This is a genomic window from Paenibacillus sp. FSL M7-1046 (genome assembly GCF_038007405.1).
In the GTDB taxonomy this organism is placed as follows: domain Bacteria; phylum Bacillota; class Bacilli; order Paenibacillales; family Paenibacillaceae; genus Paenibacillus_AQ.
Window position 1 is genome coordinate 1,227,807 of record NZ_JBBOXB010000001.1, and the last position, 23,562, is coordinate 1,251,368.

Consider the following 23,562-nt stretch of genomic DNA (forward strand, 5'->3'; position numbering starts at 1 on the left):
TGAATAAATTTACTAGCTTTAATATTTGGAACGGGGGGCCCGGTGTTAACCTTTCACCGAGCCAGCCGCTATTCCTTCAACAATGTAACGCTGCATAAACAGGTAGAATACTACGATTGGAGCTACACCAAGCGCAAGCGCCGGAAGCGCCATATCCCATTGCTTCGTGTACTGCCCGAAGAACGAGAAGGTTGCCAGCGGAATGGTCCGAAGTTCCGGTGCCTGAAGAATCAGGGACGGGAGCAGGTAGTCATTCCAGATACCGAGTGCATTCAAGACGATCGTGGTCATCAGCATCGGTTTCAACAGCGGGAGCACAATCCGGAAGAAAGCACTGATCGGATTACAGCCATCCACGGTTGCCGCTTCTTCAATCTCAAGAGGCACCGATTTGATGAAACCATGGAACAGGAAGATCGCCATCGGAACACTGATCCCCAGATTGGTGATAATCAGTCCGGCGAAGGAGTTATTAACTCCAATAATATTAACGACTTTCAGGATCGGAATCATGATCGTCTGGAAAGGAACCACCATTGCCGCTACGAACAGAAGCAGCAGAATCTGATTGAACCGTGTGTTGGCGCGAACCATACGATAGGCAGCCATAGCACTGAACAGCGAGATAAAGACAACACTGATGACTGTGACTATGATCGAATTGCGGAAAGCTTCAGAGAAGCGGGCCAATTTCCATGCATTGGAATAGTTGGACCACATGAAGACTTCCGGCCAGCTTGCCGCGTCGCTTAGGATTTCACCGAACGATTTCACCGAGTTCGCCAGCAAGAAATAAAACGGAGACAGGAAGAGCAGTGCAAGCAGGATCATGAACACTTCAATCCCGATATTCCATCTGCCTTTTGACTTTGCGTTCATTAAGCTTCGACCTCCTTGCTCTTCGTAACACGGACCTGAATCACAGTAATAATCGCCACAATTACGAAGAACAGCAGTGCTTTTGCAGTACCCAGACCGTAACGGTTGTTCAGGAAGGCTTCATTGTAAATATTCATAGCCACGGATTCCGTTGATTTGAACGGTCCGCCTTTCGTCAAGGAAAGGTTAAGGTCGAACATTTTGAAAGACCAGGAAATCGCCAGGAACAAACCGATGGTTACAGCAGGCATGATCAGCGGCACTACAATGTTGCGCAGCACCTGCATCCGGGAAGCCCCGTCAATCTCAGCCGCCTCCAGCACCTCTTTCGACACATTGCTGAGCGAAGCGATGTAGATTACCATCAGATAACCGGAAGACTGCCAGACAAAGACCATGACAATCGCCCAGAAGCCGGTTGTTGCATCACCGAGCCAAGGAAGATTGAAGAAGGACCAGCCAGTCATACCCCCGAGTGTTGAGAACCCTTTGATGAAGATAAACTGCCATATAAAACCAAGCAACAATCCCCCGATAACATTCGGCATGAAGAAAATGGTACGGAGCATATTACGTGTTTTTAAAGGTTTAGTTAGCAGATAGGCCAGGAAAAAGCCCACTACATTGGTCAATATAACCCCCAGCACAGTAAATCTTACTGTAAACCAGAAGGATGACCAGAAATCCGGATCATTTGTAAAAATCGCTTTAAAGTTATCAAAGCCAACCCAGCTTACATTACCAGATACGCCGTTCCAGTCTGTAAAGGAATAATACATCCCCATTAGAAATGGAATAATCGTAATCAGGGTAAAGAACAATAAGGCCGGTCCGACGAAAAAAAGCTGTTGACCAAATTGGGACAACTTATTGCCGCGCATTTACCCGTCCCCCTTTCTTTTACTCACTTACTTGTTTATGATCTAAACATATTATCCGTTTTTTTGCGGACTCCTTACACCTACGCAAGTGATCTTTGAGGTGTAAAATATTGATCGGAAGTGACAAGAATCGATGAAATGGAACAATATCCGCACCAAGCTGATCGTTTTTTTACTCCTGCCAACATTAGTCTGTATTATGGCTACGATGTACATCAGCTATTCCTATACGACAGAGTCCTTAAGGACCCGGGCCGTGGATGAGAATAAGAATCTGCTGTATCAAGGCTACAAAAATATTAATAGTCTGATCCAGGAAGTGAGCCGGCTGTCTCTGATCGCCTATTCGGATTCCGACTTCTACCGCTTGCTTGAAGCCGGATATGACGACTTGACTGCCGATATTTCGATCTATTCCTCGCTCAATTACATCTCGACCTCCATGCCTGATATTTCACAGGTGTATCTGTACGGCGTCAAAGACGGAAAGGCAACACTGGTGACACAAAATACGACACCCAAACGCTGGCAGGCAACCGCTCCTTATGCTGATTCCCAAAACACCGGCGTCTCCCAGGTAGCTGTACAGAGCACTCACATGAGCACCGCCTACGGGGTGACTTCACCGTTTCCGCAGTTCACTTCAGAGCCGGTGTTCACGATGCATAGAAGAATTGAGAAAATCCCGTCCTCCAAGGTCCTCGGCTATTTGTCGGTGGATGTGAGACTGACTGCACTTACCGACATTGTGGATCAATTGTATGAGCAGAATCAGGAGAACGTCTATCTGGTGGATGACAGCGGAACGCTGGTCTACAGCCACGATACCGCCGCTCTGGGCAAACCGCTGAACGCTACCTGGTATAATAAGCAGATTGCAGCGAATGACCGTGATCAAGGGTATTTTGAAGAAGGCGGGGCTGTATTTATTTATCAAAAAATTGAAAGCCCCGGCCTCAACTGGACACTGGTGAAGCAAATTCCGGTATCCTACCTGTTCCGCGAAGCCAAAGAGGCGGCGCAAATCAATATCCTCCTGCTGGTCCTGCTGATGATTATGATTATCGCCTTGACGATCCTCATCTCTTTCCGGATCACGGCTCCAATCAAGCAGCTCAGCCGGTACATGACCCAAGTTCAGACCGGTAATCTTGAGATTGACATCCGCCCAACGGGCAAGGATGAGATCGGCGTGGTGACTGAACATTTCCGCAACATGATGGATACGATCAACAACCTGATTTTGCGGGAATACCGGCTGGAGCTGTCCAATAAAACCAATGAGCTGAGGGCACTGCAGGCACAGATCAACCCGCATTTCCTGAACAATACGCTGCAGATTATCGGCACGCTTGCGCTTGAACTGAAGGTGCCGCAAATCTATGGCCTACTCTCGGCATTGGCCAAAATGATGCGGTACAGCATGTATAATGATGAGAAGATCGTGACCATCCAGAATGAGCTGGACCATGTCAAAGCCTATATCGAGCTGCAGAAGGAACGTTTTGAAAATAAGTTCAGTTTCCGCTACGATATGGAAGAATCGCTGCTCCATGCCCTGATGCCGAAGATGATTCTGCAGCCGATTGTGGAGAATTATTTCAAACACGGCTTTAATCTGTCCCGCAATGACGGATTTATTGAGATCACAGCAGCCAAGCTGGAGTCCGGGCGGATGGAAATTAATATTCAGAACAACGGCCACTCCATCCCGCCGGCCCGGCTGGAAATGCTCCGCAAGGAGCTTCAGCAGCCCGGTTCACTGGACGTCGCCACACTGAAAAGCAGTGACAGCAAACGTGATGCTCCGGGCGCAGGCATCGGCCTGGGGAACGTGCTGGCGCGGCTGCGGCTGGTATGCGGGGATGATGCAGCCCTAACCGTGGACAATCTGGAGACAGGCGGAGTTATAGTCAGACTGGAAATTGAAATATTAGTGGAGAGTGAACGGATATGAAGGCGCTTATAGTAGATGATGAAGCAAGAGTCAGAAAAGCGGTAAGGCTCCTGGTCGACTGGGACGCTCATCACATTGATGAGATTCTGGAAGCGGGAAACGGCAATGAAGCGATTGAAGTCATTCGTGAGGCGAAACCGGCTCTAGTCATCATGGACATGATGATGGAATCGGGCAGCGGAGTTGAGCTGATGACCTGGGTCAATGAATTCGCCGGCAACACCAAATTTATTGTGGTCAGCGGGCATAATGATTTTGACTTCGTACGCCAGACTGTCCGCAACGGCGGCATTGATTATATCCTCAAGCCGATTGAAGCTGAAGCGATCAATACTGCGGTCTCCAAGGCGGTAGCCGCCTGGCGGTCCGAGGAAGAGGAACGCAGCCAGCGGCAGCAGCAGAGCATCCGGCTGAATGAAATCAAACCGATTTACGGGGAGAAACTGCTCTCGGCACTGATAGACGATCCCATCAATTCCGAAGCTTCGCTGCGCAGACTGGTAAGCGAGGGGGTTATTCCGGGGAATGCCGAATCCTCCCGGCTGATCCTCGTACAGACAGACAGCGGGAACAATCCGCTGCTGAAACGGTTCGGCGGTGACAGCGAGCTGCTCTATTACGCCATTGTGAATATCTGCAATGAATTCCTGCATCCGCAAAGCAAGGGCATCGCCTTTCGCTATTGGGGCGGCCCTCCGGAGATCGCAATCATTCTGTGGGATGTGCAGGAATCTGTAGTGGAGCTGATTAGCCGGATCAATCAGGGCATTTACCGTACCCTGCAGTTCCGGATGCACTTTGGCATCAGCAATACAGGAAGCCTGCCGCACCGGCTGCCGATGCAACGCACAGAAGCCGCCGAAGCATTGCTCCGGCGGAATTTGTTAAGTCATGAGGATTATTGCCATTTCCCTTCTTCAACCGATGCACACGGCAAGACCGTTAGTCCATCCGGGGATGGGAGCGCCAGCCACGGATCTCCCGTCATTTTCGCCCATGTTCAGGAGGATTGGAAATTGGCTGTCATCAGCGGAAACAACGAAGCACTGTCAGACGCCGCGCAGCATTGGACCCATGAACTAAGCCGCGGAGGCGTCGTTACTCCCGAAATGCTGAATGCCTGGAAGGCAGATGTCCTGCTGTTCCGTATCCGGCTGGTGCGGGATGCTTTGGGCGTACGGGCAGACGCCGCTCTGGCAGAGCTGGAGCATGCCGACCAGTTGAACCCGGCTCCTTATACCAACGGATATTCTTTCTCCTTGTTTGCCTGGCGCGATTGGTCCTTTGCCCTGATGCAGCGCCTGTCGCAGGAGCTTTCGGCCAGACAGGTCAAAGAGAGCAATCCGATGTCAGACATTGTCCGGTACGTCGAGCAGAATTATGCATCCGACCTCTCCCTGCAGGAGGTAGCGGGCAAATTCTACGTTAGCCGTGAATATGTCTCCCGCAAATTCAAACAGGAATATGGCATCAACTTCTCCGACTATATCGGCAATGTCCGCATTGAGAAGGCCAAGCTGCTGCTGCAGAATCCCAACCTGAAGCTGTCACAAATCTCGGAAATGGTCGGTTTCCATGATGTGAAATATTTCAGCAAGGTATTCAAAAAGCAGGTCGGCAGCTCCCCGAAGGACTACCGTATCCAGAAAAACATTTAAGATTGCAGGAGCTGCCGTAGCAGCTCTTAGTAGCTCTTAGTAGCTTTTAGTAGCTCTTTAGTAGCTTAATAGCTCTTAGCAGCTTTTTGTAGCTCTTTGTAGCTCTTTGTAGCTCTTCGTAGCTCTTTGTAGCTCTTTGTAGCTCTTTGTAGCTCTTTGTAGCTCTTTGTAGCTCTTTGTAGCTCTTTGTAGCTCTTTGTAGCTCTTTGTAGCTCTTTGTATCTACCATTATCCGGTAACTTTTCCGATTCCGGATGCTGACTGTCCATACGATTGGTGTCGGTACTCAGCGCTTTAACGGGAATATGCAAACTGGAAAGAACCCATGTGTATCTATGTGAGATCTCGTAAGATTGCCGCGAGACTCCAATGAGATTTCAGTGAGCTCCCAGTGAGTTCCAAGTGAGATTCGGAGACCATGGATGACGGTACCCAAGGAAACCGGCAATACGATACACTTAGCGGAGAATCCTGCCGCTATTTTGCTCGAAATGCCCTTTTTGGGAGCATTAAAGGAAAAATTTACCGGTAACTTGAGCTAGTTACCTGAATTACTCCGAATCAGCAAATTTAGCGGGAGAAATGGACCTCCGTCAAGAAAGTGGACACTAAAAAATGAAATTAGGCTGCTTTTCGTTTGAATCTAGCTGCAAACTGAACCGGCGATACGTAGCCCAGAGCACCATGGATTCGCTTGCGGTTATAAAAAAATTCAATGTACTGGTAGATGCCATCATAGGCTTGTTTCTTCGTTTTGAATCGGGTACAGTACACAAACTCTTTTTTCAATAGGCTGTGAAAAGATTCAATGCAAGCATTGTCGTAGCAGTTGCCTTTGCGGCTCATGCTGGCCTTCATGCGGTATTTCACCAAACGTTTACGGTAGTCGGCTGAGGCATACTGTGAGCCTCGATCCGAATGGTGAATGAGACCTTTCTTTGGGCGTTTGGCCTTGTAGGCGTCTTCTAGAGCGCTCATTACCAGATCTGTGGTCATCCGGTCGTCCAGCCGCCAGCCTACGATTTCCCGGGTGCATAGGTCAAGCACGCTGGCGAGGTACATCCGTCCTTCCCGGCAGGGAATGTAGGTGATATCCGCGACCCAAGTTTGATTTGGTTTTTCGGTGAAGAATTGTTGGTTTAGCAGATTAGGTGCAACCGGTAAGGTGTGGTTGGAGTCGGTCGTGTTTACGCGGAATTTCTTTGCTACACAGGAGCGCAAGCCCAGCTCTCTCATGTATTTCCCTACGGTACGCTCACTGATCTTGTGGCCTTCGCGCTGGAGAAGAATCGTGATTTTAGGACTGCCGTAGCAGCCTCCTGTATCGCCAAAATGATACGTAATTCGCTGAAGAAGCAACGCCTTTCGGGTCGCTTGTGGGCTTGGTTTTGCCGTTCTCCATTTGTAATAGCCGCTCCGCGATACCTCAAGGACACTGCACATCTTCTCCACACGAAACCGGGAGCGATGATCTTCGATGAACTGAAATCTCAGTTCTTTGGATTGCTGAAGATGTGCACTGCTTTTTTTACGATGGCCATTTCCTCCGCCATATCGGCTAGTTGCTGTTCTTTTTCCCGCAACTGTCGTTCCAGTTCTCGTACCCTTTCGGCGCTGGCCACGGGCTCGTCTGGGAACTGCCGGAACTTGCCCAGCCATTGATGCAGGGTTTTAGCGGGGATATCCAGCTCCTGGGCCAGTTCCGCCACCGTCTTGGTCTGCTCCTGGATGTACTTTACCGTCTGTCTTTTAAATTCATCATTGTAGCTTTTTCGTGTTCCACTCATGTGGACACCTCCTCGTTAATCTCATTATTCCTGTTCTCTTAACGAGTGTCCACTTTTAACTCTAACAGCAAAATTCCCGTTCCACTATGAGTTGACCTCATAGTCAAAGAAATAGCGGGCACTATTCCCGCAATATATGCAATCAGCACCCAGGCCGCAGCGCCGCCTGCTGTATGCGGCCATACTCACCAGCAGCGGCCTGCCTTCGAGCCGCCGCCTGTAGTCCCGCCGGCGGCCTGCCTTCGAGCCGCTGCCTGTAGTCCCGCCGGCGGCCTGCCTTCGAGCCGCTGCCTGTAGTCCCGGCGGCGGCCTGCCTTCGAGCCGCTGCCTGTAATCTCGGCGGCGGCCTGCCTTCGAGCCGCTGCCTGTAGTCCCGGCGGCGGCCTGCCTTCGAGCCGCCGCCTGTAGTCTCAGCGGCGGCCTGCCTTCGAGCCGCCGCCTGTAGTCTCGCCGGAGGCCACCCGTTAGCTGCACCCATCACCCGTAGTAACTATCTTACGTCTACGTGTGCGGACAACGCTGACCGATTACTCCGCTCCCCGCTTCAATACCATGCCAAAAAGGCTTCAGCAACGGCCTTCCCGGCGGTGCCGTTCGGATGCGGGTCATATTCGCCGCTCATGTACTCCGCTCTGATTCTGTGCTCAGCCGGGGCCGGCATAGCCAGCACGGAGGCGATGTCAAACACGCGGCTGACACCTGCAGGCGGATTCGTCAGAATCTCCATATTGACCTTACGCCACGCCTGCTCCCGCTCTTCCGCAAAGTTGAACGGCGGCACGGTGCTCAGAATAACCTCTGCCCCTCCATTCGCCTCTTTGATCTTGGCGATAATATCGCTTAAATCCCTGAGCAGCTCTTCTGCCGAACGCTGGCCGATATCAAGATCATTGACCCCGAGCACGATCAGCACCTCATCCCCCTGCTTTGCTTTGTTCATCCACGGGCCATCTGCGGCTACATCATAAGCCCGGCCCCAGCCGGAGCCGATATTCCACAGTCCGTAATCCGTTCCCAGTCCCTCGGCAATCCGCGCAGCCCAATAGCTGTATTGATCCTTCTCCGTCCGTACCCCCTGCGTGATCGAATCGCCCAGGAACACCAGCCTCTTCGCCACTTGTTTCTTGTAGCCGATATAGCTTGGCAGCACCAGCAGCTTGTCCGACAAGCTAAACGCCTCTGCCGATTCCTGCCCGGCCAGATTCCCCGGCCCGTCATAGGCTGAGACCAGAATTCCTTCCACGTTGTAGGGCAGCGTTTTGCCGGGGGATGACGTCTTAATCGTCCAGGTGAACGCCAAATAATGTCCCTCCGACAGTTCCAGGCTTGCTTCATCGCTCCAGAAGGTTTCTCCAGCTTCAACCTGCTTCGTGCGGCTGCCTGCAAAGGTTAGCGGAACCGAAGTCCCGGCGGTTAACGTTCCATCCGGAACACTTCCTCCGTCTGAGAAGTATGCCGCTTCAATGCTCCATTCCCCGCCCGGCTCGCTTCCGTTTGCATCCTGCCCCAGATCCCAAGTCGAATCCACGCTGTTACTGTGCCAGAATTTAAGCGTCAGGCTGCCATTCTCCCGCAAACGGATGTATGTCCGGAAGGTATGGGTGAACGGCTCCGGCGAGTTCATGATATAGTTGGCCGCGCTCGATAATGCTGTAGCTGAAGAGTAGTCCGGCTGGCTGTACACTCCATTGTCTTCTATTATCCTTGTCATATGTAATCCTCCATTATTTAAGCATATCTTAGAGCATCTTAAATTAATTACCGTGTGTTCACAGCATTCAACCTATCTTCACAGCATTTATCCTATCTTTCACATCATTGATCACGTAACCCTCAGCATCCAAAAAGCTCTCTGATGAAATCAGGGACGGAGGTCCCCTGTCATCAGAGAGCTTAAATTATATGCTGTATAAACCTATTTCAGTGTAATGGTGAACGATACGGATTTGCTTCCGGCGTTTACCTTCACTGTAGTCTCATCCGCTTGGTCTGCACCTTCTACGGAAGCGATAGTGCCCAGATCCTTCACTGCCAGCGTGAATGCTTTGCCGCTGCCTTCAGCAGCTACCGTTACAGTATTGCCTTTGCGTTCAGCCTTCACGGTCAGCTCAGGAGCGCCCTTGATGTCACGGACGGTTGCAGTCGTTGCCGCTCCGTCTTCCAGCGAGTACAATCCGAATTTCACGCCATCGGCAAAATCATAATCCGGACGGGTATCTACACTGCCTGTTGCAAGCAGCGAGTTCTGACGGACGAACAGCGGCAGACTGAAGAAATCATGTGTTTCCTTGCGCCATGATCCGCCCTGCACAGTTTCACCGTTAAGCAGGTGTGTCCAGCGTCCAGCAGGCAGATAATATTTCACTTCGCCGTTCTCCTGGAAGATTGGAGCCACCAGCAGGGAATCACCCAGCATGTATTGACGATCCAGCACTTCGCAGGTCGGATCTTCCGGGAATTCCATCACCATCGCCCGCATCGAAGCCCAGCCTTCTTCATGCGCCTGACCGGCCACATCATACAGGTAAGGCATCAAGCTGCATTTGAGCTTGGTGAAGAAGCGGGTAACATCAACAGCTTCATCGTCGTAAGCCCAAGGCACACGGTACGAGGTGCTGCCGTGCAGACGGCTGTGGCTGGACAGGAGGCCAAACGCCAGCCAGCGTTTGAAGACATGCGCCGGAGCCGTGTTCTCGAAGCCGCCGATATCATGACTCCAGAAGCCGAAGCCGGACAGACCGAGGGACAAGCCGCCGCGAAGGCTTTCTGCCATTGATTCATAATCTGCGTAGCAGTCGCCGCCCCAGTGAACCGGGAACTGCTGCCCGCCGGCGGTTGCCGAACGTGCGAATACTGCCGCTTCATTTTTGCCAAGCTTCTCTTCCAATACATCGAAGACAACCTTGTTGTACAGCTGAGTGTAGTAGTTGTGCATTTTCTGCGGATCGGAGCCGTCGAAGTACACAACATCCGTCGGAATCCGTTCGCCGAAGTCCGTCTTGAAGCTGTCTACGCCCATATCCACCAGGTCGCGCAGGTATCCGGCATACCACTCACAAGCTGCAGGGTTCGTGAAGTCCACAAGCCCCATGCCTGCTTGCCACAGGTCAGTCTGGTAGACATCGCCGTTTGCTTTTTTGATCAGATAGCCGTTCTTTTTGCCTTCTTCAAACAACGGTGAACGTTGTCCGATATAAGAGTTGATCCAGACGCAGATTTTCAGGCCTTTTTCCTTCAGGCGTTTCAGCATGCCAACCGGGTCCGGGAATACACGGGAGTCCCACTGGAAATCGGTCCATTGGTATTCACGCATCCAGAAGCAGTCGAAGTGGAAGACATGCAGCGGAAGATCACGCTCAGCCATGCCTTCTACGAAGGAGTTAACTGTTGCTTCATCATAGTCGGTAGTGAACGAAGTTGTCAGCCACAGGCCGAAGGTCCATGCCGGAGGAAGCGCTGGCTTGCCGGTTAGGGAAGTATATTTGCTGATGACCTCTTTGATCGTAGGTCCCTCGATAACGAAGTATTCCAAGCTTTCGCCGGCTACGCTGAATTGGGCCTTTTTCACTTTTTCCGAACCGATTTCATACGAAACTAGCTCAGGCTGATTCACAAATACGCCGTAGCCTTTGCTTGTTACATAGAACGGAATGTTCTTGTACGCCTGCTCGGAGCTTGTACCGCCGTCTTTGTTCCAGATATCAACAACCTGTCCATTTTTGACAAAAGCAGTGAAGCGCTCACCCAGACCATAGACGAATTCACCTACGCCGATATCCAGCTCTTCACGCATGAAGGTGTTGCCGTCCTGATCTGTGATGTAAGCCATGGATTTGTAACCACTGCCTGTAATGCGCTCGTCGCCGCGGTAGAAATCCACTGCCCATTGCTCGCCCTTGCGGATGACTACGCGCAGCCCGCCGCTGATCAGCACGGTTTCCGAATCAGTTTCTTCAATTTGTACGTGGTCGCCAGTTCCCTTGGTCAATTCGAAAGCGGGACCGCGGTCAATTACGCCGTCATTATGAATGATCTTCACGCCTACCACACCCGGAAGCGGAGAATGGAATTTTACGGTCAGCAGCGTGGAGTTAAGGGTTGCTGCGCGTCCTGTAATTGGAGTGGTTTGGGTAATTGCCGTCAAACCCTCAGAAGTTTTTTCCACTACATAGTTTTGCACTGCGCCGTTGATGTTGATTCCGTCGCGAACCAGCCAGAGGCCGTCTGTAAATTTCATGTGTGACTTGCCACCCTTCAATTTGGTGTTTATAGTTGCATTATAACGATAATAAAAATACAAAACTAATATAATATAGCTCATTTATAACACTATTCTGATGTTTTTACCGAAAGGAGCCCAATTATGGACCGCACATCACAACGTTTGCTTAAAGAAGACCGTGTGCATGGTGATGTTATGTTCCCGCTAGCCGCCTATTGGATCGAGCTTCCGGCCGGAACCCATGTCCTGGATACGCACTGGCATGAGGAGGCAGAGTTCTTTATGCTGCTGGAAGGCGAGATTCTGTTTCAGGTCGATACCGATTATTTCCCTCTCAGGGCCGGTGAGGCCGTATTCATCGAATCCGGCGATATTCATGCCGCCTATGTGCTGAAGGAAGGCCCTTGCAGGTTCTGTGCACTTGTCTTTCACCCCGATCTGCTCGCCAGCGCCCAATATGATGCCATTCAGCATACAGTGATTCTGCCGCTGCAGGAGAAACGCCAAAGCTTCCCCAGACATCTTACACCAGAGATTGCCTGGCAGCAGGAACTGCTCCACCATCTCGAACGTTTGATGGAGGCATATGCTAATAAAATGCCCGGATTTGAGTCCTTTATGAAAGGGACTTTGCTTATCATGCTCTCGCAGATCGCGATCGAGGGCCGTTCTGTGAACCATACCCAGTCGGAGGGTGCGGATACAACCAAGATCAACCGGCTGAAGAAGGTCATCCTCTACATCCAGGACAATTATCAGGAGCCAATACGAACCCGTGATTTGTCCGAGCTTATACCCATGAGCGAAGGACAGTTCTGCCGCTTCTTCAAGGCAATGACCCGCAAGACGCCGGTGGATTACATCAATTCCTACCGGATCCGCCAGGCCGCAGATCTGCTGCAGCAAAGCGACCGCAAAATATCCGACATCGCCATGGATGTCGGATTCGATAACGTCAGCTATTTCATTAAGGTGTTCCGCAAGGCGATGAAATGTTCGCCTTCAGAGTTCCGCAAAGGGGCAGTACAGGGTGCCGGGCAGTCGCAGCTGTATCCGTGAGATGAATGAGCCTCGTTGAAGGGTTACAGAACCATGCGATATGCGGCCCCCTTCCTGACATATCAGAAGGTAAGCGTTTCGTGAACCGGCCACTCGACCACCGCTTCTTCGCCTACCCGCAGATCAAGCTCTCTTCTCGTGTTCTGCAGCCGGATAATAAATTGCTGGTCCAGCGACTTGATTACAACTCCGATCAGATAGGAAGAACCCGAGTAATTGATAAAGGCCACTTCACCCGCCAGCGTATTAAGCCCATGCCCGGGTACCGGATGAGGTTCCGGGCTTTGACGCCGCACAGAAACAGCCTCCGGCCGGACCATAACATATGTCGGAGTGCCCCCGTTCCCGGTTTTCTCCGCAGAAATGGGGTTTCCCTTCGTCAGTTCGAAACGCCACATGCCTTCTGATTCCATGACATTGGTGATCAGAAACAAGTTCGATTCTCCCACAAAATCAGCCACGAACGGGTCGGCAGGATGCATATAAATCTGCTGCGGCGTTCCGGTCTGCACGATATTCCCACCGTTCATTACGGCAATACGGTCAGAAATGACCATCGCTTCCTCCTGGTCATGGGTAACAAAAATCCCGGTAAAACCATACTCCCGCTGCAGCACGCGGATTTCAATTCCCAGCGCCTGACGCAGCTTGGCATCTAGGTTACTGAGCGGCTCATCGAACAATACGAGCGGCGGTTTAAGCACAAGAGTCCGGGCCAGCGCAACCCGCTGCTGCTGTCCGCCGGACATTTGCGCGGGGAACCGTTCTGCAAAATCGTTCAGCCGCACGGAATGCAGAGCCGCCTCCACGCGTTCTCTGATTTCCGATTTCGGCACACCGTGACGCTTCAGTCCAAAAGCTACATTTTCAAAAACGCTTAAGTGAGGGAAAAGGGCATAATTCTGGAAGACTAGTCCAATGTTCCTTTTATGCGGAGCAATGTTTGTGAGTTCCCTGCCATCCAGCCGGATAGAACCCGAGGTCGGATCATGCATGCCTGCAATCATGCGCAGGGTTGTCGTTTTCCCGCACCCGCTCGGTCCGAGAAGCGACAGCATCTCACCGCTCTCTACAGTAACATTCAGATTGTTGACTACGGGTTTTTGCCCGTAATTTTTTACGAGATTTTCGATGATCAGTTGGCTCATGGTGTGCCTCCCCGCTATGTTTTTTTGCCCCACCGCATAATGCCGATCCCCAGCAGCCCAATCAGAATCGTGCCTGTAATAATAATGGAAGATACTGCAGCCAGCGAAGGTGACAGATTGAACTGAATATCCGAATAAATGGTCATTGGCAGCGTATTGATACCTGGACCCGTAAGGAATAAGGCGATAACCAGTTCATCAAAGGAAAGCACCAGACTGAGGAACGCACTGGCGAGCAGCGAGGGTCTGGCAAACGGAAGTGTCACCAGGAAGAAGGTTTTCAGCGGCGAAGCGCCGAGAATGATCGAAGCCTCTTCCACCGACCGCTCCATCCGCGAGAATCCGGCCAGCATGGTCCGCACGACATAAGGAATAATTAAGATGATATGGGCGAGCAGCAATCTCAGGAAGAACATCCGTATGCCCAGATAACTGAAGAAAATCAGCAAGCCGATGCCGAACAGCAGCGTCGGAATGACCAGAGGGGACAGAAACAGCCCTTGCAGCGCATTCTTCAGCCGAAATTCAAACCGCTGTATGGCGTAGGCAATCATCGTCCCAAGCGGCAGCGCAAACAGCGTAGTCAAAACAGCCAGCTTAATACTGGTCAGGAAGGGACCGGTGTACCTCCCGCCTGTCAGCACCTCTTCATACCATCGCAGGGAGAAGCCTTTGGGAGGAAACACCAGAAACTCACCGGAATTAAATGATGAAATGAGGATGACAAGCAGCGGTGCCATAATAAATAGATAGATTAGAGTATTTACTATAGTAAGGAGCGGAAATTTCCTTCTCATATCAAACGACTCCTCCCGGCTTCCTGCCGCTAAGCATCCGTCTGTAGAGACTGGTTACCCCAAGCATGGTCAGCAGTAAAATGACGCCCATAGCAGAAGCATAAGGCCAGTTAAGTAGGTTAATTGTCTGGTTGTAGATTTCTGTAGCCATCAGCTTCACCTTGGCCCCCCCGATTAGGGACGGAGTGACGAAAAAGCTTAATGTAATTGAGAAAACAAGCAATGTTCCAGCAATAATCCCCTGTTTAGAGAGCGGCAGGGTGACGAACCAGAATACCTTTGTTTTCGACGCACCCAGATTGGCAGCCGCACTTTCGAGATTGCGGTCCATGCCTTCCAGCACCGAGTAAAGAACGAGCACCATATAAGGAAGCATGACATGCACCAAAGCAATAATAACACCCGCAGGAGTATACAGTAGCTCAAGCGGCTCCTGGATCAACCCTATTCCGAGCAGGAATTGATTCAGAATTCCTTTGCGGCCCAGAATAATAATCCAGCCGAAGTTGCGGATTACGGCGCTTGTCAACAGAGGGAGCGCGATTAAGATGAGCAGCAGGAAACGGTGTTTGGGCTGAGCCCGGGATACCCCATACGCGAGGCAGTATCCCAGAATCAGACAGATGAAGCTTACGGCAACGCCGATGTACACCGAACGCCAGAGCATTTGCAGATAAAACGGATCTGTGAAGAATCTTCCGTATTGCTGCCAGACGAACGCCGCTTCCATGGCTCCGGATGAGTCCGTTTGATAAAAGCTGAGCATCAGCAGCCGGGCAAGCGGGAGGACAAACACCAGCAGGAAAATTATCAGCCCGGGAGCCAGCAGAATCCAGTAAGGGGGAATGCGTTTCAGCATGGCATTGCAGCTCCCTTCAAATAGTAATGATGCAGTGCTACTGTGAAATCAATTTGCTCCACTTCTCCATCCAATCTGCCTTGTTGTTGTTCACCTGCGCCAAATCAAGATGAATCAGGCCGTTAAACGTATCTTCGCCATTCGGAAGGATGCCTTTCAGCTCATCGGACAACTCTGTCTGGCTATTGGTCGGGGAATAGCCGCCACCCTCAGCAGTCAGCTTCTGAATCTCCGGACGCAGCAGGAAGTCTATATATTTCCGGGCAAGCTCAGGGTTCGGGCTGCCTTTCACCACTTGGGCAGTAATATAGATGCCGACGGCTCCCTCCTTGGGAATCGCAAAGTTAATGGGAATTCCCTGTTTACCAAACGTATAGGCATAACCGGAATCGAACGGGGCTATAACTGCCTCATCCTGGGCGAACAAATTGCCGACTTCGGGACTGGATTTCACAATTGCCGCGGCATTGGGCAGCAAAGTCTTGATCGCATCAAGTCCGGGCTGAATATTATCTTCTCCGCCGCCGTTCATCTTGGCGAGGGCTACCAGGAACTGATTGCCGTAGGTGTTGGAGATATCAACCAAACCGACTTGTCCTTTATATTCTTCCTTCCACAGATCATTCCACGAGGCTGGAGGAGTTGGGATTGCATCACGGTTATAAATCATGCCAAGAGCTTCATAGCCGAAGGTAGGTCCATAGCCTTCAGCACTGCGCGCTTCCGGGTACAGCTGGTCCAGGTTCTCCATCTGCTCCGGGTCGAGCTTCATAATCAGATCCTCTTTGGCTGCAATCTGCTCCTGTCCGCCTGAGAACAGCACCACATCAATGGTTTGATTGTTCTTCTCCGCACGAATCTTGGCCAGCGCATCTGCCGAATACAACGTTACGACTTCAACCTCGGCATTGTACTCCTCTTCAAATTGTTTGATATAGGCACGCTGGGTTTCTTCAATCGCTCCGCCGAAAGAGGTGACCACCAGCTTGCCGCCGGAAGGCTTGTCCGTGGCTGCCGCCGCTGGAGCATCCTTACCCGAACTGCAGGCTGTCGCCGTAATCAGAAGTGTCAGTATACCTGCCGCAGCTTTTCCATAGAACCATTTCCGCATCGCACATATCCCCTTATCGTTCAGATGATGGTATATTCCCTTGGTTTAGCCGTTTGATCTTTCGCCCCAGTTGCGGATATACAGATTGCGTGCATTTTCCGAGAGAACCAGGCCAGCCGCAGTATAAGCATATTCTTCATCAATAATTCCATCTGTCACCAGATCCGTCAGCATTTTACCCAGCTCTTTCTTGATCATCCGGCCACCCAGCCAGCTGACTTCGGGAATCGTGAAACCGTCGGAGCCGTACATCACTTTCGTAAAAGGAGCCATTTCAAAGATTTGCCGCAGCTTCGGCTGCACGCCTATGCTGCTGAAGGGAATCATGGAGGACAAGTCGAGATACACATTATGATACTGATTGACCAGGTAACCGGCTTCTTCAACAAACGGATATGCGGTATGAATGAAAATAATCTTTACAGCCTGATAGTGCGGATCGCTGACGATACTGTGCATCAGCAGCGGACTTGCGAGCTTCACATCCAGCAGCGGGGCATCGCCTGCTCCCGAATGCATCTGAATTGGAATGTCATATTCCATGCACAGCTCGAACGCAAGCAGTACGAGATAGTCACGGACATCTTTTTCAGCTTCAGTATTGTCCGGTGATTCCAGGAACCGGCTGTAGCTGGCTGCGGCCTGGCTCTTGCTGATCTTGTTTATTTTCAGTCCGGTATGGTAGGCAATTACGGTCTTAAAAGCAATAGCCCCCTGATTCTCCACCTCGTCCCGCAGCTCCCGGATGTAGGTCTCTTCCAGTTCCCCGAAGGGTACCTTCTCCTCGAACAGCCGGTGATAGGTAGCTTCCACCCGGTGAATGCGGCGGGTCGGAATGGACGACGAGGTCTGATGGAACCAGTCAAGCTCATCCTGGGCCAACCGCGACCCCATAACCGGGAAACCGTAGTCCACCAGCAGTGATTCCAATCCTACATCCTTGAAAAGCATGTCTACATATTCTTTGGGATTGGCTTGATAACGCTGATTGCGCTGCAGGATCAGTTCGTCATCTGTCACGCGGGGATCAAGCCCAAGCAGCTGGATCATCTCTTTACGGACAATTTTGAATAACAGAGTGTTTCGGGTATCGCGGCTCTTGGGGGGGATCAATGAGAGGGTGAAGCAATTATCGAAACTCTTCTTCTCTCTGGTCGGCATGAATGGATGACAATGGTCGTCAATGATGGGCAAGCGGCTGATATCAATCGTCATGGTAATCCCCCTTAATCTTTTGTAAACAAATTGTTTTTGTTATTGTATACAATAATACGTACAAGGATGGTTCTTGTCAACAAAAGTTACATTAGGGGGATGAAAAGATATTTTTATCGAATTAAATGTAATATAACATGACACACAACAAAAAAACCACTTGTTTACGCCCCATTGGGGGCGCAACAAATGGCTTGTCCATACGATACCAATGTGTTTTAAGCTGCAAAATGAACCTTTCAGGATACCTACAGCTTATCGTTGTATCCGTAGTTCACCAGTTCATTTCTGGCTCTGTTCCAATTCTGCTGTGTATAATACCTGGCTTTCTCGGAATCTTTAGCGATGATTGCATCGAGTATGAATTGATGCTCCTCTGTCGCCTTCTCCAAATTGACTCCCGCCACAAACCGGGTCTGAATTTGGTAGGTTTTGTGGAACAGCTTTTCCACATGATAAATGAGTAGCTTATTAGGGCACATGCGGTGCAGGGTCCGGTGAAATTCGATGTCATATTCCTTCCACTGATGGAAGTTAGACAGACTTTTTTGCTCATTCATTCTGCCGATCAGTTCCGTAAGCTGGTTAACATGCTCAGAAGAAGGCTGTTGTGCGGCCAGATAAGCGATCATCCCCTCAACGGCTTCCATCATTTCGTAACATTCCTTCACATCTTCTGCTGTCAGTACACTGACATACGCGCCTTTTCGAGGGTAAACGGTCACAAATCCTTCTACGGACAATAGTCTGATCGCTTCTCTTACCGGAGTCCGGCTCATATCCAGCTTCTTGGCGTATTCTTCTTCTATAATGGGCTGGCCTTGGGTTAGCTGGTTCTCTTTGATATCCCGAAGAATGCTGTCGTATGCAATTTGCGCTTGGTTCTGCTTGCCCATATACACAGTCTCCTTCACCGGTCATGATCATCACAACAATACGCTGATTATAATACTATCTGAATACATCATCTGTAAAGTTAGATCATCACTGCGAGGCAATTCCTCCCGAATCATTTCTACACGCTGCACACCCTGCTTCAGCCTTCCTGAGATCAATGCCTTATGCTTTCCGGATCACAATAAAGCAGGTACTGTCCGGCAACGCCACCTCTTCGCCGCTTTCGTCCATAACGACCACCCTGCCCTGCAGCGCCTCCGTATAACCCTCCTGCAAATAGTGCCGGAACACTTCAACCTTCGCCCGTTCGCCTAGACTGCGCTTGATAAAATCGGCATACTGGCAGGGAGTGAAATAACCGAACTGTTCCTGGACCTCATGGATATACGCTTCTTCTCCCCAAGTGTAGGTGTACAGAAATTCCATGGCATCATTTACAGGCATCAGCACCTCTTGTTCACCGGTCACCGAATACTGAATTTGGCGTCCGGCAAAATCCTTGGCGTAACGTGCAAGCCAGGCCATCCCGTCCTCCTCCAGAAACCGTACGCGGCGCTGATCACTCTCCGGCTCGCCCATAATCCCGTCGCGGATGATGATCACACCGCCGGCTGACAGCACATCAAAGGCGCTGCGCAGAGCTGCGGCCACTGTCCCATGATTAAATTTGACGCCATCCAGCGGCACATACGAATACAGCTCATGCAGTATTGATGAGAAAATAACGGTGTCTACGCTGCCCGTGTCCACGAAATCCGTCAGGTTCAGCGCATCGCCCTGCAGTACCTCCCAGCGGTGCCCTTCCCGCTGCTTGCGCTGCCGCAGCGCTTCAATCACATTGCTGGAAATATCAATGCCGACCGGAGTGACATCCGGCATACGCGCTTCAATCAAATCCAGCAGTACACCTCCGCCGGGTCCAATATCCAGCACTTTGCTGCCGGTGACATACTCCAGAATCACTGCTTTATAATCACCTGTATCATTCATCTGGCTCAAATAGCTGTCCTCGTTATGGAACCGGTCAAAGGCATCGCGGCGCAGATCGAACAGATCGAACAGCAGCAGTACCGCCCGTTCATACAAGGCAGACTTCTCGGCTTCCATACAGAATTCGATCAGCTTCTCTGCGGCGGGTGAGAATTCAAAATCAAAGAACACCGTATCCGGCAAGTGAGCCTGCCGCCGAAGCCGGTGGGCAAGATGCGGATTACCGGAAGACGCGGTTCCGCTCGTGATATCCTGCCAGGTTAATTCCGACAAATACTTCTCGATAATCCGCTTCTTGTACACATTTATCTTCTTCACGCCTTTGTAGTCATAATGGAGCGAATTCATGACAGCCTCAAAGCTGATATGATTCAGACCGGAAAGTTCGGCGCCGCAGGCGGTCAAAGCTATCACTTTCAGGAATTGCTCCAGCGAGAAGGTCTGGAGTGCCGACTCCACATACCAGAAGGTAAGGGGCTGCAGCGGTTCCAGCAAGGAAGGCCGAAACCCTTCGGACTCCAGCCTGCTCCATTCGCTGCCGAAATCCTCCCCTTTGGCAATCGGCCCCGATCGCATACGTTCCAGCCGTTCCTCCATCGGCAGCGGGACATCCAGAGCGCCTGATGCAATTGCCGCAATCAGCTCCATAACCTCCGTGCGCACCTCCTGCCACAGCTCGGGGGAAACGGCGGAAATGATGCAATGGTTCAGCGCGAACAGCAGCCGTTCCAGCTCATCTGCAGTCAGAAGCCCTTCCTCCACCATGGCTGACAGCGGACGGTTTGCGGACGGCGGAACCTCACCGCGAATCTGCTGCCCGATCAGTCCGTGAGTCTCGATCAGCCGGTGTACGATCATCGTCTTCTCCGCATCTGCTACCCCTGCCGCCGTGAGCTGGCCCGCTTGCGGTTTATGCTCTGTTGCCGGATCTCCCCCGGCATACCGCCAGTACAGCTGCGCCGAGCCGATATTATGTACGAAATAATTAATGCCTTCCAGCTGCCACATCCGGCGCTGGCGGGAAGTTCCGCCTTTTGCCGTCTCCGACCAGACCAGTGTCTCCTCGGCCAGTTCCTTGATCCAGTAGGACAAAGGCAGGCTATCCAGCAGGCGTAAGCTCCGTTCCACATAATCCAGCACAGGATTCTGTTCATCCAGTTCGCGCAGCGATTCCACCCGCTCCAGATTGACAATGGTTTGCTCAGCCTGAACAATATATTTCAGCCAGGGAAATGCCTTTGCGGGCAACTCTTCCCTTTCACGGTACGATTCAATCGCTTGCAATGATTTCAGCATGTTTGTGCCTCCCTATGTAATTGAACAACTCTCTCTATACCATAGCCCTGCTACCGGCCATTTGAATCAGAATCGGCAGGAAGTATTCCGGCGTTCTCATGACAAACAACACACCCGTGCCAGCATAAAAGAACATGATGTTGACCACATACAGGATATTCACCCGGAAGGGTCCGTTCCGCTTCTTGCTCCTCCCGCCACAACTGGCCAACAGCAAAATCGATTTCCGTCTCCTGCAATTCGTTTACAAGCGTCCTAAACTGATTAAGTGCGGGTTCGAGCATGGTTACATTGGGCGTATAATCGAGCATGCCCCATCCCAAGCAGCGGATGGCCCCTTCAATGGTTGTGTCTAAAAAGCTCTTCTCCAGTTGCATCCGGTCTCTTGACCATGGCATTTCCGAGATTGTAAAGCCGCAGGTACCACTTCCCAGTACAGATTGATCATGCTCGGCCAGCCATATAACAAAATCCTTCTCATCCGATGTTCTTGCAATCCGCGATCCACTCAGTGCAAGTACGGATATCACTACGGAAAATAAGCCGTTTGAACACCTAATCTCCTGATCCGCCTCTGCGTCTGATCTTGTTATGGTATTAGCCATTTCGGACCACCCTTCAAATTCCCCCGAAGAAATTGCCGATATAACAAACAGCAAGCTTCCAAAGAGAGGCCTGCTGCTTGTCGTATCGTTTATTTATACTGGTTCTGCAGGATAATCGTATTCTAACCTGCCAGAGTAAAACCTGGCAAGAAGACTTGTTTGTACTGTATCCAAATGAAATCCCATTCGCAATATTATCGCCTCTTTGCTCTCCACCAGTACATTCCCGCACCTGCCAAGACCAGGAGTGAGGCTACCGCCACCGGGATGCTCAGGATATGATTTCCTTCATCTGATGGAGAGTCATCGCCGGAGAGCTGTGCTGAAACGGCCGCTGCTGCTGAATCGCCAGAGCCTGCCTGTGTATCTGCCGGTGTTTCGGCTGCTTGTTCCACTGCTTGTTGTTTTACTGTCGCTCTCTTCTTCGCTTCCTCTGCGGATACCCCTACGATCTTCCCGCTTGCTTTTGTAATCGTATACGGGATCACTGCGCCGCTCCAGAAATGCAGCTTCAGCTGCACTTCTCCATCCTTCACTTCCTTCCAGAATTCGTCCGTGAACTTGATCTCTCCAGTGGTATAGTCCGGATAGAAGATACGTTTGTACTCCTTGAAGGGAGTCCAATCATTGGGACCGGCATTGCCGCCAGCCGTATAGACGGCTTCCAGTGTCGCCAGGCTGTCCCCGTTGAACCAGGTCGGGATCGTGAATATCCCCTCCGGGGCTTGCGCACTAATCAGGCCGGGCGTGTCATAATAAATAATATTTATTTTCCAGTCGGCACCCGCACTGAACGTAGCGGTTAAGGTCGCATTCATTCCATACTTCTTCGTGACAAGCTTTTGCAGCAATGCAGACTTGAGGATTAAGTTTTCTCCGTCAAGCTCATAATCCGTACCTTTCACTAACGCATTTTCCTGATTGAGCAGAGAGGTGAAGGTATTCCCGTTCAAATTCAGGGGAATGACCAGATCCTTAATTTCCGAATCTTTAAGAATATAGACCGAATCCGTTTCCGCGTTGGAGGAACGGCCCTTCCAGCCCTGCTTCATCACCTGATGAAGCTCCTCATCCACCCACTTGAGGGTGCGCCTATCGAAATGCTGGCCGTTATCCCACAGCATCAGCGGCATCTTTTTTTCCCGGGAATAGTAGGTGACGTATTCAAAAAACTTCAAAATTTCGCCATGCTGAACAGTATCCAGCGATTTATCGAACCCAAGCAGGCCAAACTCCCCCACGATAACAGGAATCCCTTTGGCGGTGAAGGTGTCGTAAGCCCGGTCGAAAGCCTGAATCAGATCCTCCCTGGCCGTGTTATCGAACGTGGTCGAACCTCCAAGGTTCACACTGAACGCATAATATCCATAGTAGTGGAACGTTGCAATCAGCCTATCGTCGTTTAATTTCGTAATGGTTTTGGCTAACTCATCCAGTCTGGCCCGGGTTGGAGCAGCCGTAAGAGTAGAAAGCACGAGCGGACGCTTATTGTTATTTCCGCCGGAATGACGAACGATAGCATGAAAAGAAACATTCAGTTCATCCAGCATCGCAAAATATTCAGGGGTGTCCTTGCTCCAATCCTCGGAAAAGCGCGGTTCATTCAGGCTCTCAAACATCAGCGTGTCCGGATAATCCTTGAAATGCCCCGCAATCTGCGTCCAGGCCGCATTGAATCTGGCAACCACTTCATCATGCTCCGCCTCCATGTTCAGGACCCAGCTTGTATCGTGATGAAGGTTAATGATGACATGAAGATCCGCAGCCAGCGACCAGTCGACGACTTCTTGAATCCGTGCCATAAACTCTTTCTGGATCACATAATCAGGAGCGTCGCCCATCCGGTGCTTCCAGGTAATCGGGATGCGGATGCTTTTATAGCCTTCAGCAGCAATTTGCTTAATAAATGCCTGGGTTGTACTCGGGTTTCCCCATGAAGTTTCCTCACCCGTAGCCTCGAAGGTGTTTCCTAGATTCCAGCCCGGTCCGATGGCTTCGACGTAAGCTTGCATGGCACTCCTCTTTTCTTTGGTTTCTGCATGCGCAGGTAGAGCCGTCACCGTCACGGCCAGCAGCAACATACAAATCATGACGAACAAACGTTTAGGCTTCATTATCCGGCTCCCTTCCTAATAAAAAATGCTGGAGGCACATTACGCGGGTCTCCAGCATTTCATTTCCCCATGAAGCAATGTATTCTG

General features: G+C 51.0%; 19 protein-coding genes. 3 read left to right on the forward strand and 16 right to left on the reverse strand.

The window, feature by feature from the left end:
• Positions 1-45: 45 nt before the first annotated feature.
• Both NYE29_RS05180 and NYE29_RS05185 read right to left on the reverse strand, forming a co-directional pair.
• Positions 46-879: a carbohydrate ABC transporter permease gene (locus tag NYE29_RS05180; RefSeq protein ID WP_038586231.1), complete on the reverse strand. Its 834-nt coding sequence runs from the start codon at positions 877-879 to the stop codon at positions 46-48.
• Positions 879-1,760: a carbohydrate ABC transporter permease gene (locus NYE29_RS05185; RefSeq protein WP_038586228.1), complete on the reverse strand. Its 882-nt coding sequence runs from the start codon at positions 1,758-1,760 to the stop codon at positions 879-881. Before NYE29_RS05185 ends, NYE29_RS05180 begins: the two co-directional genes overlap by 1 nt.
• 133 nt (positions 1,761-1,893) lie before the next feature.
• Between NYE29_RS05185 and NYE29_RS05190 the strand changes: the two genes are divergently transcribed.
• Together NYE29_RS05190 and NYE29_RS05195 are read left to right on the forward strand one after the other, a co-directional pair.
• Positions 1,894-3,717 (forward strand): cache domain-containing sensor histidine kinase, encoded by a 1,824-nt coding sequence (locus tag NYE29_RS05190; RefSeq protein ID WP_076110378.1) that lies wholly within the window; start codon positions 1,894-1,896, stop codon positions 3,715-3,717.
• Complete coding sequence (locus NYE29_RS05195) at positions 3,714-5,375, forward strand: helix-turn-helix domain-containing protein (protein WP_340894701.1); 1,662 nt, start codon at positions 3,714-3,716, stop codon at positions 5,373-5,375. The genes NYE29_RS05190 and NYE29_RS05195 overlap by 4 nt, the downstream gene beginning before the upstream one ends.
• A gap of 65 nt (positions 5,376-5,440) precedes the next feature.
• On the opposite strand, the gene NYE29_RS05200 is transcribed toward NYE29_RS05195, so the two are convergent.
• The 5 genes from NYE29_RS05200 to yicI form a co-directional block, all read right to left on the reverse strand.
• Positions 5,441-5,644, reverse strand: a complete 204-nt coding sequence (locus tag NYE29_RS05200) for a hypothetical protein (RefSeq protein WP_340894703.1) — start codon at positions 5,642-5,644, stop codon at positions 5,441-5,443.
• A gap of 352 nt (positions 5,645-5,996) precedes the next feature.
• Complete coding sequence (locus NYE29_RS05205) at positions 5,997-6,869, reverse strand: IS3 family transposase (RefSeq protein WP_340899612.1); 873 nt, start codon at positions 6,867-6,869, stop codon at positions 5,997-5,999.
• Positions 6,866-7,162, reverse strand: coding sequence for a transposase (locus tag NYE29_RS05210; protein ID WP_340894705.1), 297 nt, complete (start codon positions 7,160-7,162; stop codon positions 6,866-6,868). The genes NYE29_RS05205 and NYE29_RS05210 overlap by 4 nt, the downstream gene beginning before the upstream one ends.
• Positions 7,163-7,706: 544 nt before the next feature.
• Complete coding sequence (locus NYE29_RS05215; protein ID WP_076110382.1) at positions 7,707-8,873, reverse strand: SGNH/GDSL hydrolase family protein; 1,167 nt, start codon at positions 8,871-8,873, stop codon at positions 7,707-7,709.
• 204 nt (positions 8,874-9,077) lie between these two features.
• A complete protein-coding gene (gene yicI / locus NYE29_RS05220; protein WP_076110383.1) occupies positions 9,078-11,399 on the reverse strand; it encodes an alpha-xylosidase in 2,322 nt (773 codons plus the stop codon).
• A 126-nt stretch (positions 11,400-11,525) separates the two neighbouring features.
• On the opposite strand from yicI, the gene NYE29_RS05225 reads away from it, so the two are divergent.
• On the forward strand, positions 11,526-12,443 hold the full coding sequence (locus NYE29_RS05225) for an AraC family transcriptional regulator (RefSeq protein ID WP_038586210.1): 918 nt from the start codon (positions 11,526-11,528) through the stop codon (positions 12,441-12,443).
• Positions 12,444-12,505: 62 nt separating this feature from the next.
• On the opposite strand, the gene NYE29_RS05230 is transcribed toward NYE29_RS05225, so the two are convergent.
• From NYE29_RS05230 to NYE29_RS05270, 9 genes are all read right to left on the reverse strand, one after another.
• Positions 12,506-13,591, reverse strand: coding sequence for an ABC transporter ATP-binding protein (locus tag NYE29_RS05230; protein ID WP_340894708.1), 1,086 nt, complete (start codon positions 13,589-13,591; stop codon positions 12,506-12,508).
• Between the two features lie 14 nt (positions 13,592-13,605).
• Positions 13,606-14,388 (reverse strand): ABC transporter permease, encoded by a 783-nt coding sequence (locus NYE29_RS05235; RefSeq protein ID WP_038586204.1) that lies wholly within the window; start codon positions 14,386-14,388, stop codon positions 13,606-13,608.
• Between the two features lies 1 nt (position 14,389).
• Positions 14,390-15,247: an ABC transporter permease gene (locus NYE29_RS05240; RefSeq protein ID WP_038586199.1), complete on the reverse strand. Its 858-nt coding sequence runs from the start codon at positions 15,245-15,247 to the stop codon at positions 14,390-14,392.
• Between the two features lie 37 nt (positions 15,248-15,284).
• Positions 15,285-16,358, reverse strand: a complete 1,074-nt coding sequence (locus tag NYE29_RS05245; RefSeq protein ID WP_340894711.1) for an ABC transporter substrate-binding protein — start codon at positions 16,356-16,358, stop codon at positions 15,285-15,287.
• Positions 16,359-16,403: 45 nt separating this feature from the next.
• Entirely contained in the window at positions 16,404-17,573 is a 1,170-nt protein-coding gene (locus NYE29_RS05250; RefSeq protein WP_340894712.1) for an amidohydrolase family protein, read from the reverse strand.
• A 248-nt stretch (positions 17,574-17,821) separates the two neighbouring features.
• Positions 17,822-18,469 carry a GntR family transcriptional regulator gene (locus NYE29_RS05255; protein ID WP_076110388.1) on the reverse strand — a complete coding sequence of 216 codons (648 nt, stop codon included), beginning with the start codon at positions 18,467-18,469 and terminating at the stop codon, positions 17,822-17,824.
• A gap of 163 nt (positions 18,470-18,632) precedes the next feature.
• Positions 18,633-20,756 (reverse strand): class I SAM-dependent methyltransferase, encoded by a 2,124-nt coding sequence (locus NYE29_RS05260; RefSeq protein WP_340894714.1) that lies wholly within the window; start codon positions 20,754-20,756, stop codon positions 18,633-18,635.
• A 50-nt stretch (positions 20,757-20,806) separates the two neighbouring features.
• Positions 20,807-21,361, reverse strand: a complete 555-nt coding sequence (locus tag NYE29_RS05265) for a hypothetical protein (protein ID WP_340894716.1) — start codon at positions 21,359-21,361, stop codon at positions 20,807-20,809.
• Positions 21,362-21,555: 194 nt separating this feature from the next.
• Entirely contained in the window at positions 21,556-23,475 is a 1,920-nt protein-coding gene (locus NYE29_RS05270; protein WP_340894717.1) for a cellulase family glycosylhydrolase, read from the reverse strand.
• Positions 23,476-23,562: the final 87 nt, after the last annotated feature.

Coding starts and splice junctions, on each gene's coding strand:
- yicI (WP_076110383.1), bottom strand. CDS start 11,399: ATGAAATTTACAGACGGCCTCTGGCTGGTTCGCGACGGAATCAACATC.
- NYE29_RS05230 (WP_340894708.1), bottom strand. CDS start 13,591: ATGAGCCAACTGATCATCGAAAATCTCGTAAAAAATTACGGGCAAAAA.
- NYE29_RS05260 (WP_340894714.1), bottom strand. CDS start 20,756: ATGCTGAAATCATTGCAAGCGATTGAATCGTACCGTGAAAGGGAAGAG.
- NYE29_RS05255 (WP_076110388.1), bottom strand. CDS start 18,469: ATGGGCAAGCAGAACCAAGCGCAAATTGCATACGACAGCATTCTTCGG.
- NYE29_RS05200 (WP_340894703.1), bottom strand. CDS start 5,644: ATGGACAGTCAGCATCCGGAATCGGAAAAGTTACCGGATAATGGTAGA.
- NYE29_RS05215 (WP_076110382.1), bottom strand. CDS start 8,873: ATGACAAGGATAATAGAAGACAATGGAGTGTACAGCCAGCCGGACTAC.
- NYE29_RS05270 (WP_340894717.1), bottom strand. CDS start 23,475: ATGAAGCCTAAACGTTTGTTCGTCATGATTTGTATGTTGCTGCTGGCC.
- NYE29_RS05190 (WP_076110378.1), top strand. CDS start 1,894: ATGAAATGGAACAATATCCGCACCAAGCTGATCGTTTTTTTACTCCTG.
- NYE29_RS05250 (WP_340894712.1), bottom strand. CDS start 17,573: ATGACGATTGATATCAGCCGCTTGCCCATCATTGACGACCATTGTCAT.
- NYE29_RS05210 (WP_340894705.1), bottom strand. CDS start 7,162: ATGAGTGGAACACGAAAAAGCTACAATGATGAATTTAAAAGACAGACG.
- NYE29_RS05185 (WP_038586228.1), bottom strand. CDS start 1,760: ATGCGCGGCAATAAGTTGTCCCAATTTGGTCAACAGCTTTTTTTCGTC.
- NYE29_RS05195 (WP_340894701.1), top strand. CDS start 3,714: ATGAAGGCGCTTATAGTAGATGATGAAGCAAGAGTCAGAAAAGCGGTA.
- NYE29_RS05180 (WP_038586231.1), bottom strand. CDS start 879: ATGAACGCAAAGTCAAAAGGCAGATGGAATATCGGGATTGAAGTGTTC.
- NYE29_RS05265 (WP_340894716.1), bottom strand. CDS start 21,361: ATGGCTAATACCATAACAAGATCAGACGCAGAGGCGGATCAGGAGATT.
- NYE29_RS05225 (WP_038586210.1), top strand. CDS start 11,526: ATGGACCGCACATCACAACGTTTGCTTAAAGAAGACCGTGTGCATGGT.
- NYE29_RS05245 (WP_340894711.1), bottom strand. CDS start 16,358: ATGCGGAAATGGTTCTATGGAAAAGCTGCGGCAGGTATACTGACACTT.
- NYE29_RS05235 (WP_038586204.1), bottom strand. CDS start 14,388: ATGAGAAGGAAATTTCCGCTCCTTACTATAGTAAATACTCTAATCTAT.
- NYE29_RS05240 (WP_038586199.1), bottom strand. CDS start 15,247: ATGCTGAAACGCATTCCCCCTTACTGGATTCTGCTGGCTCCCGGGCTG.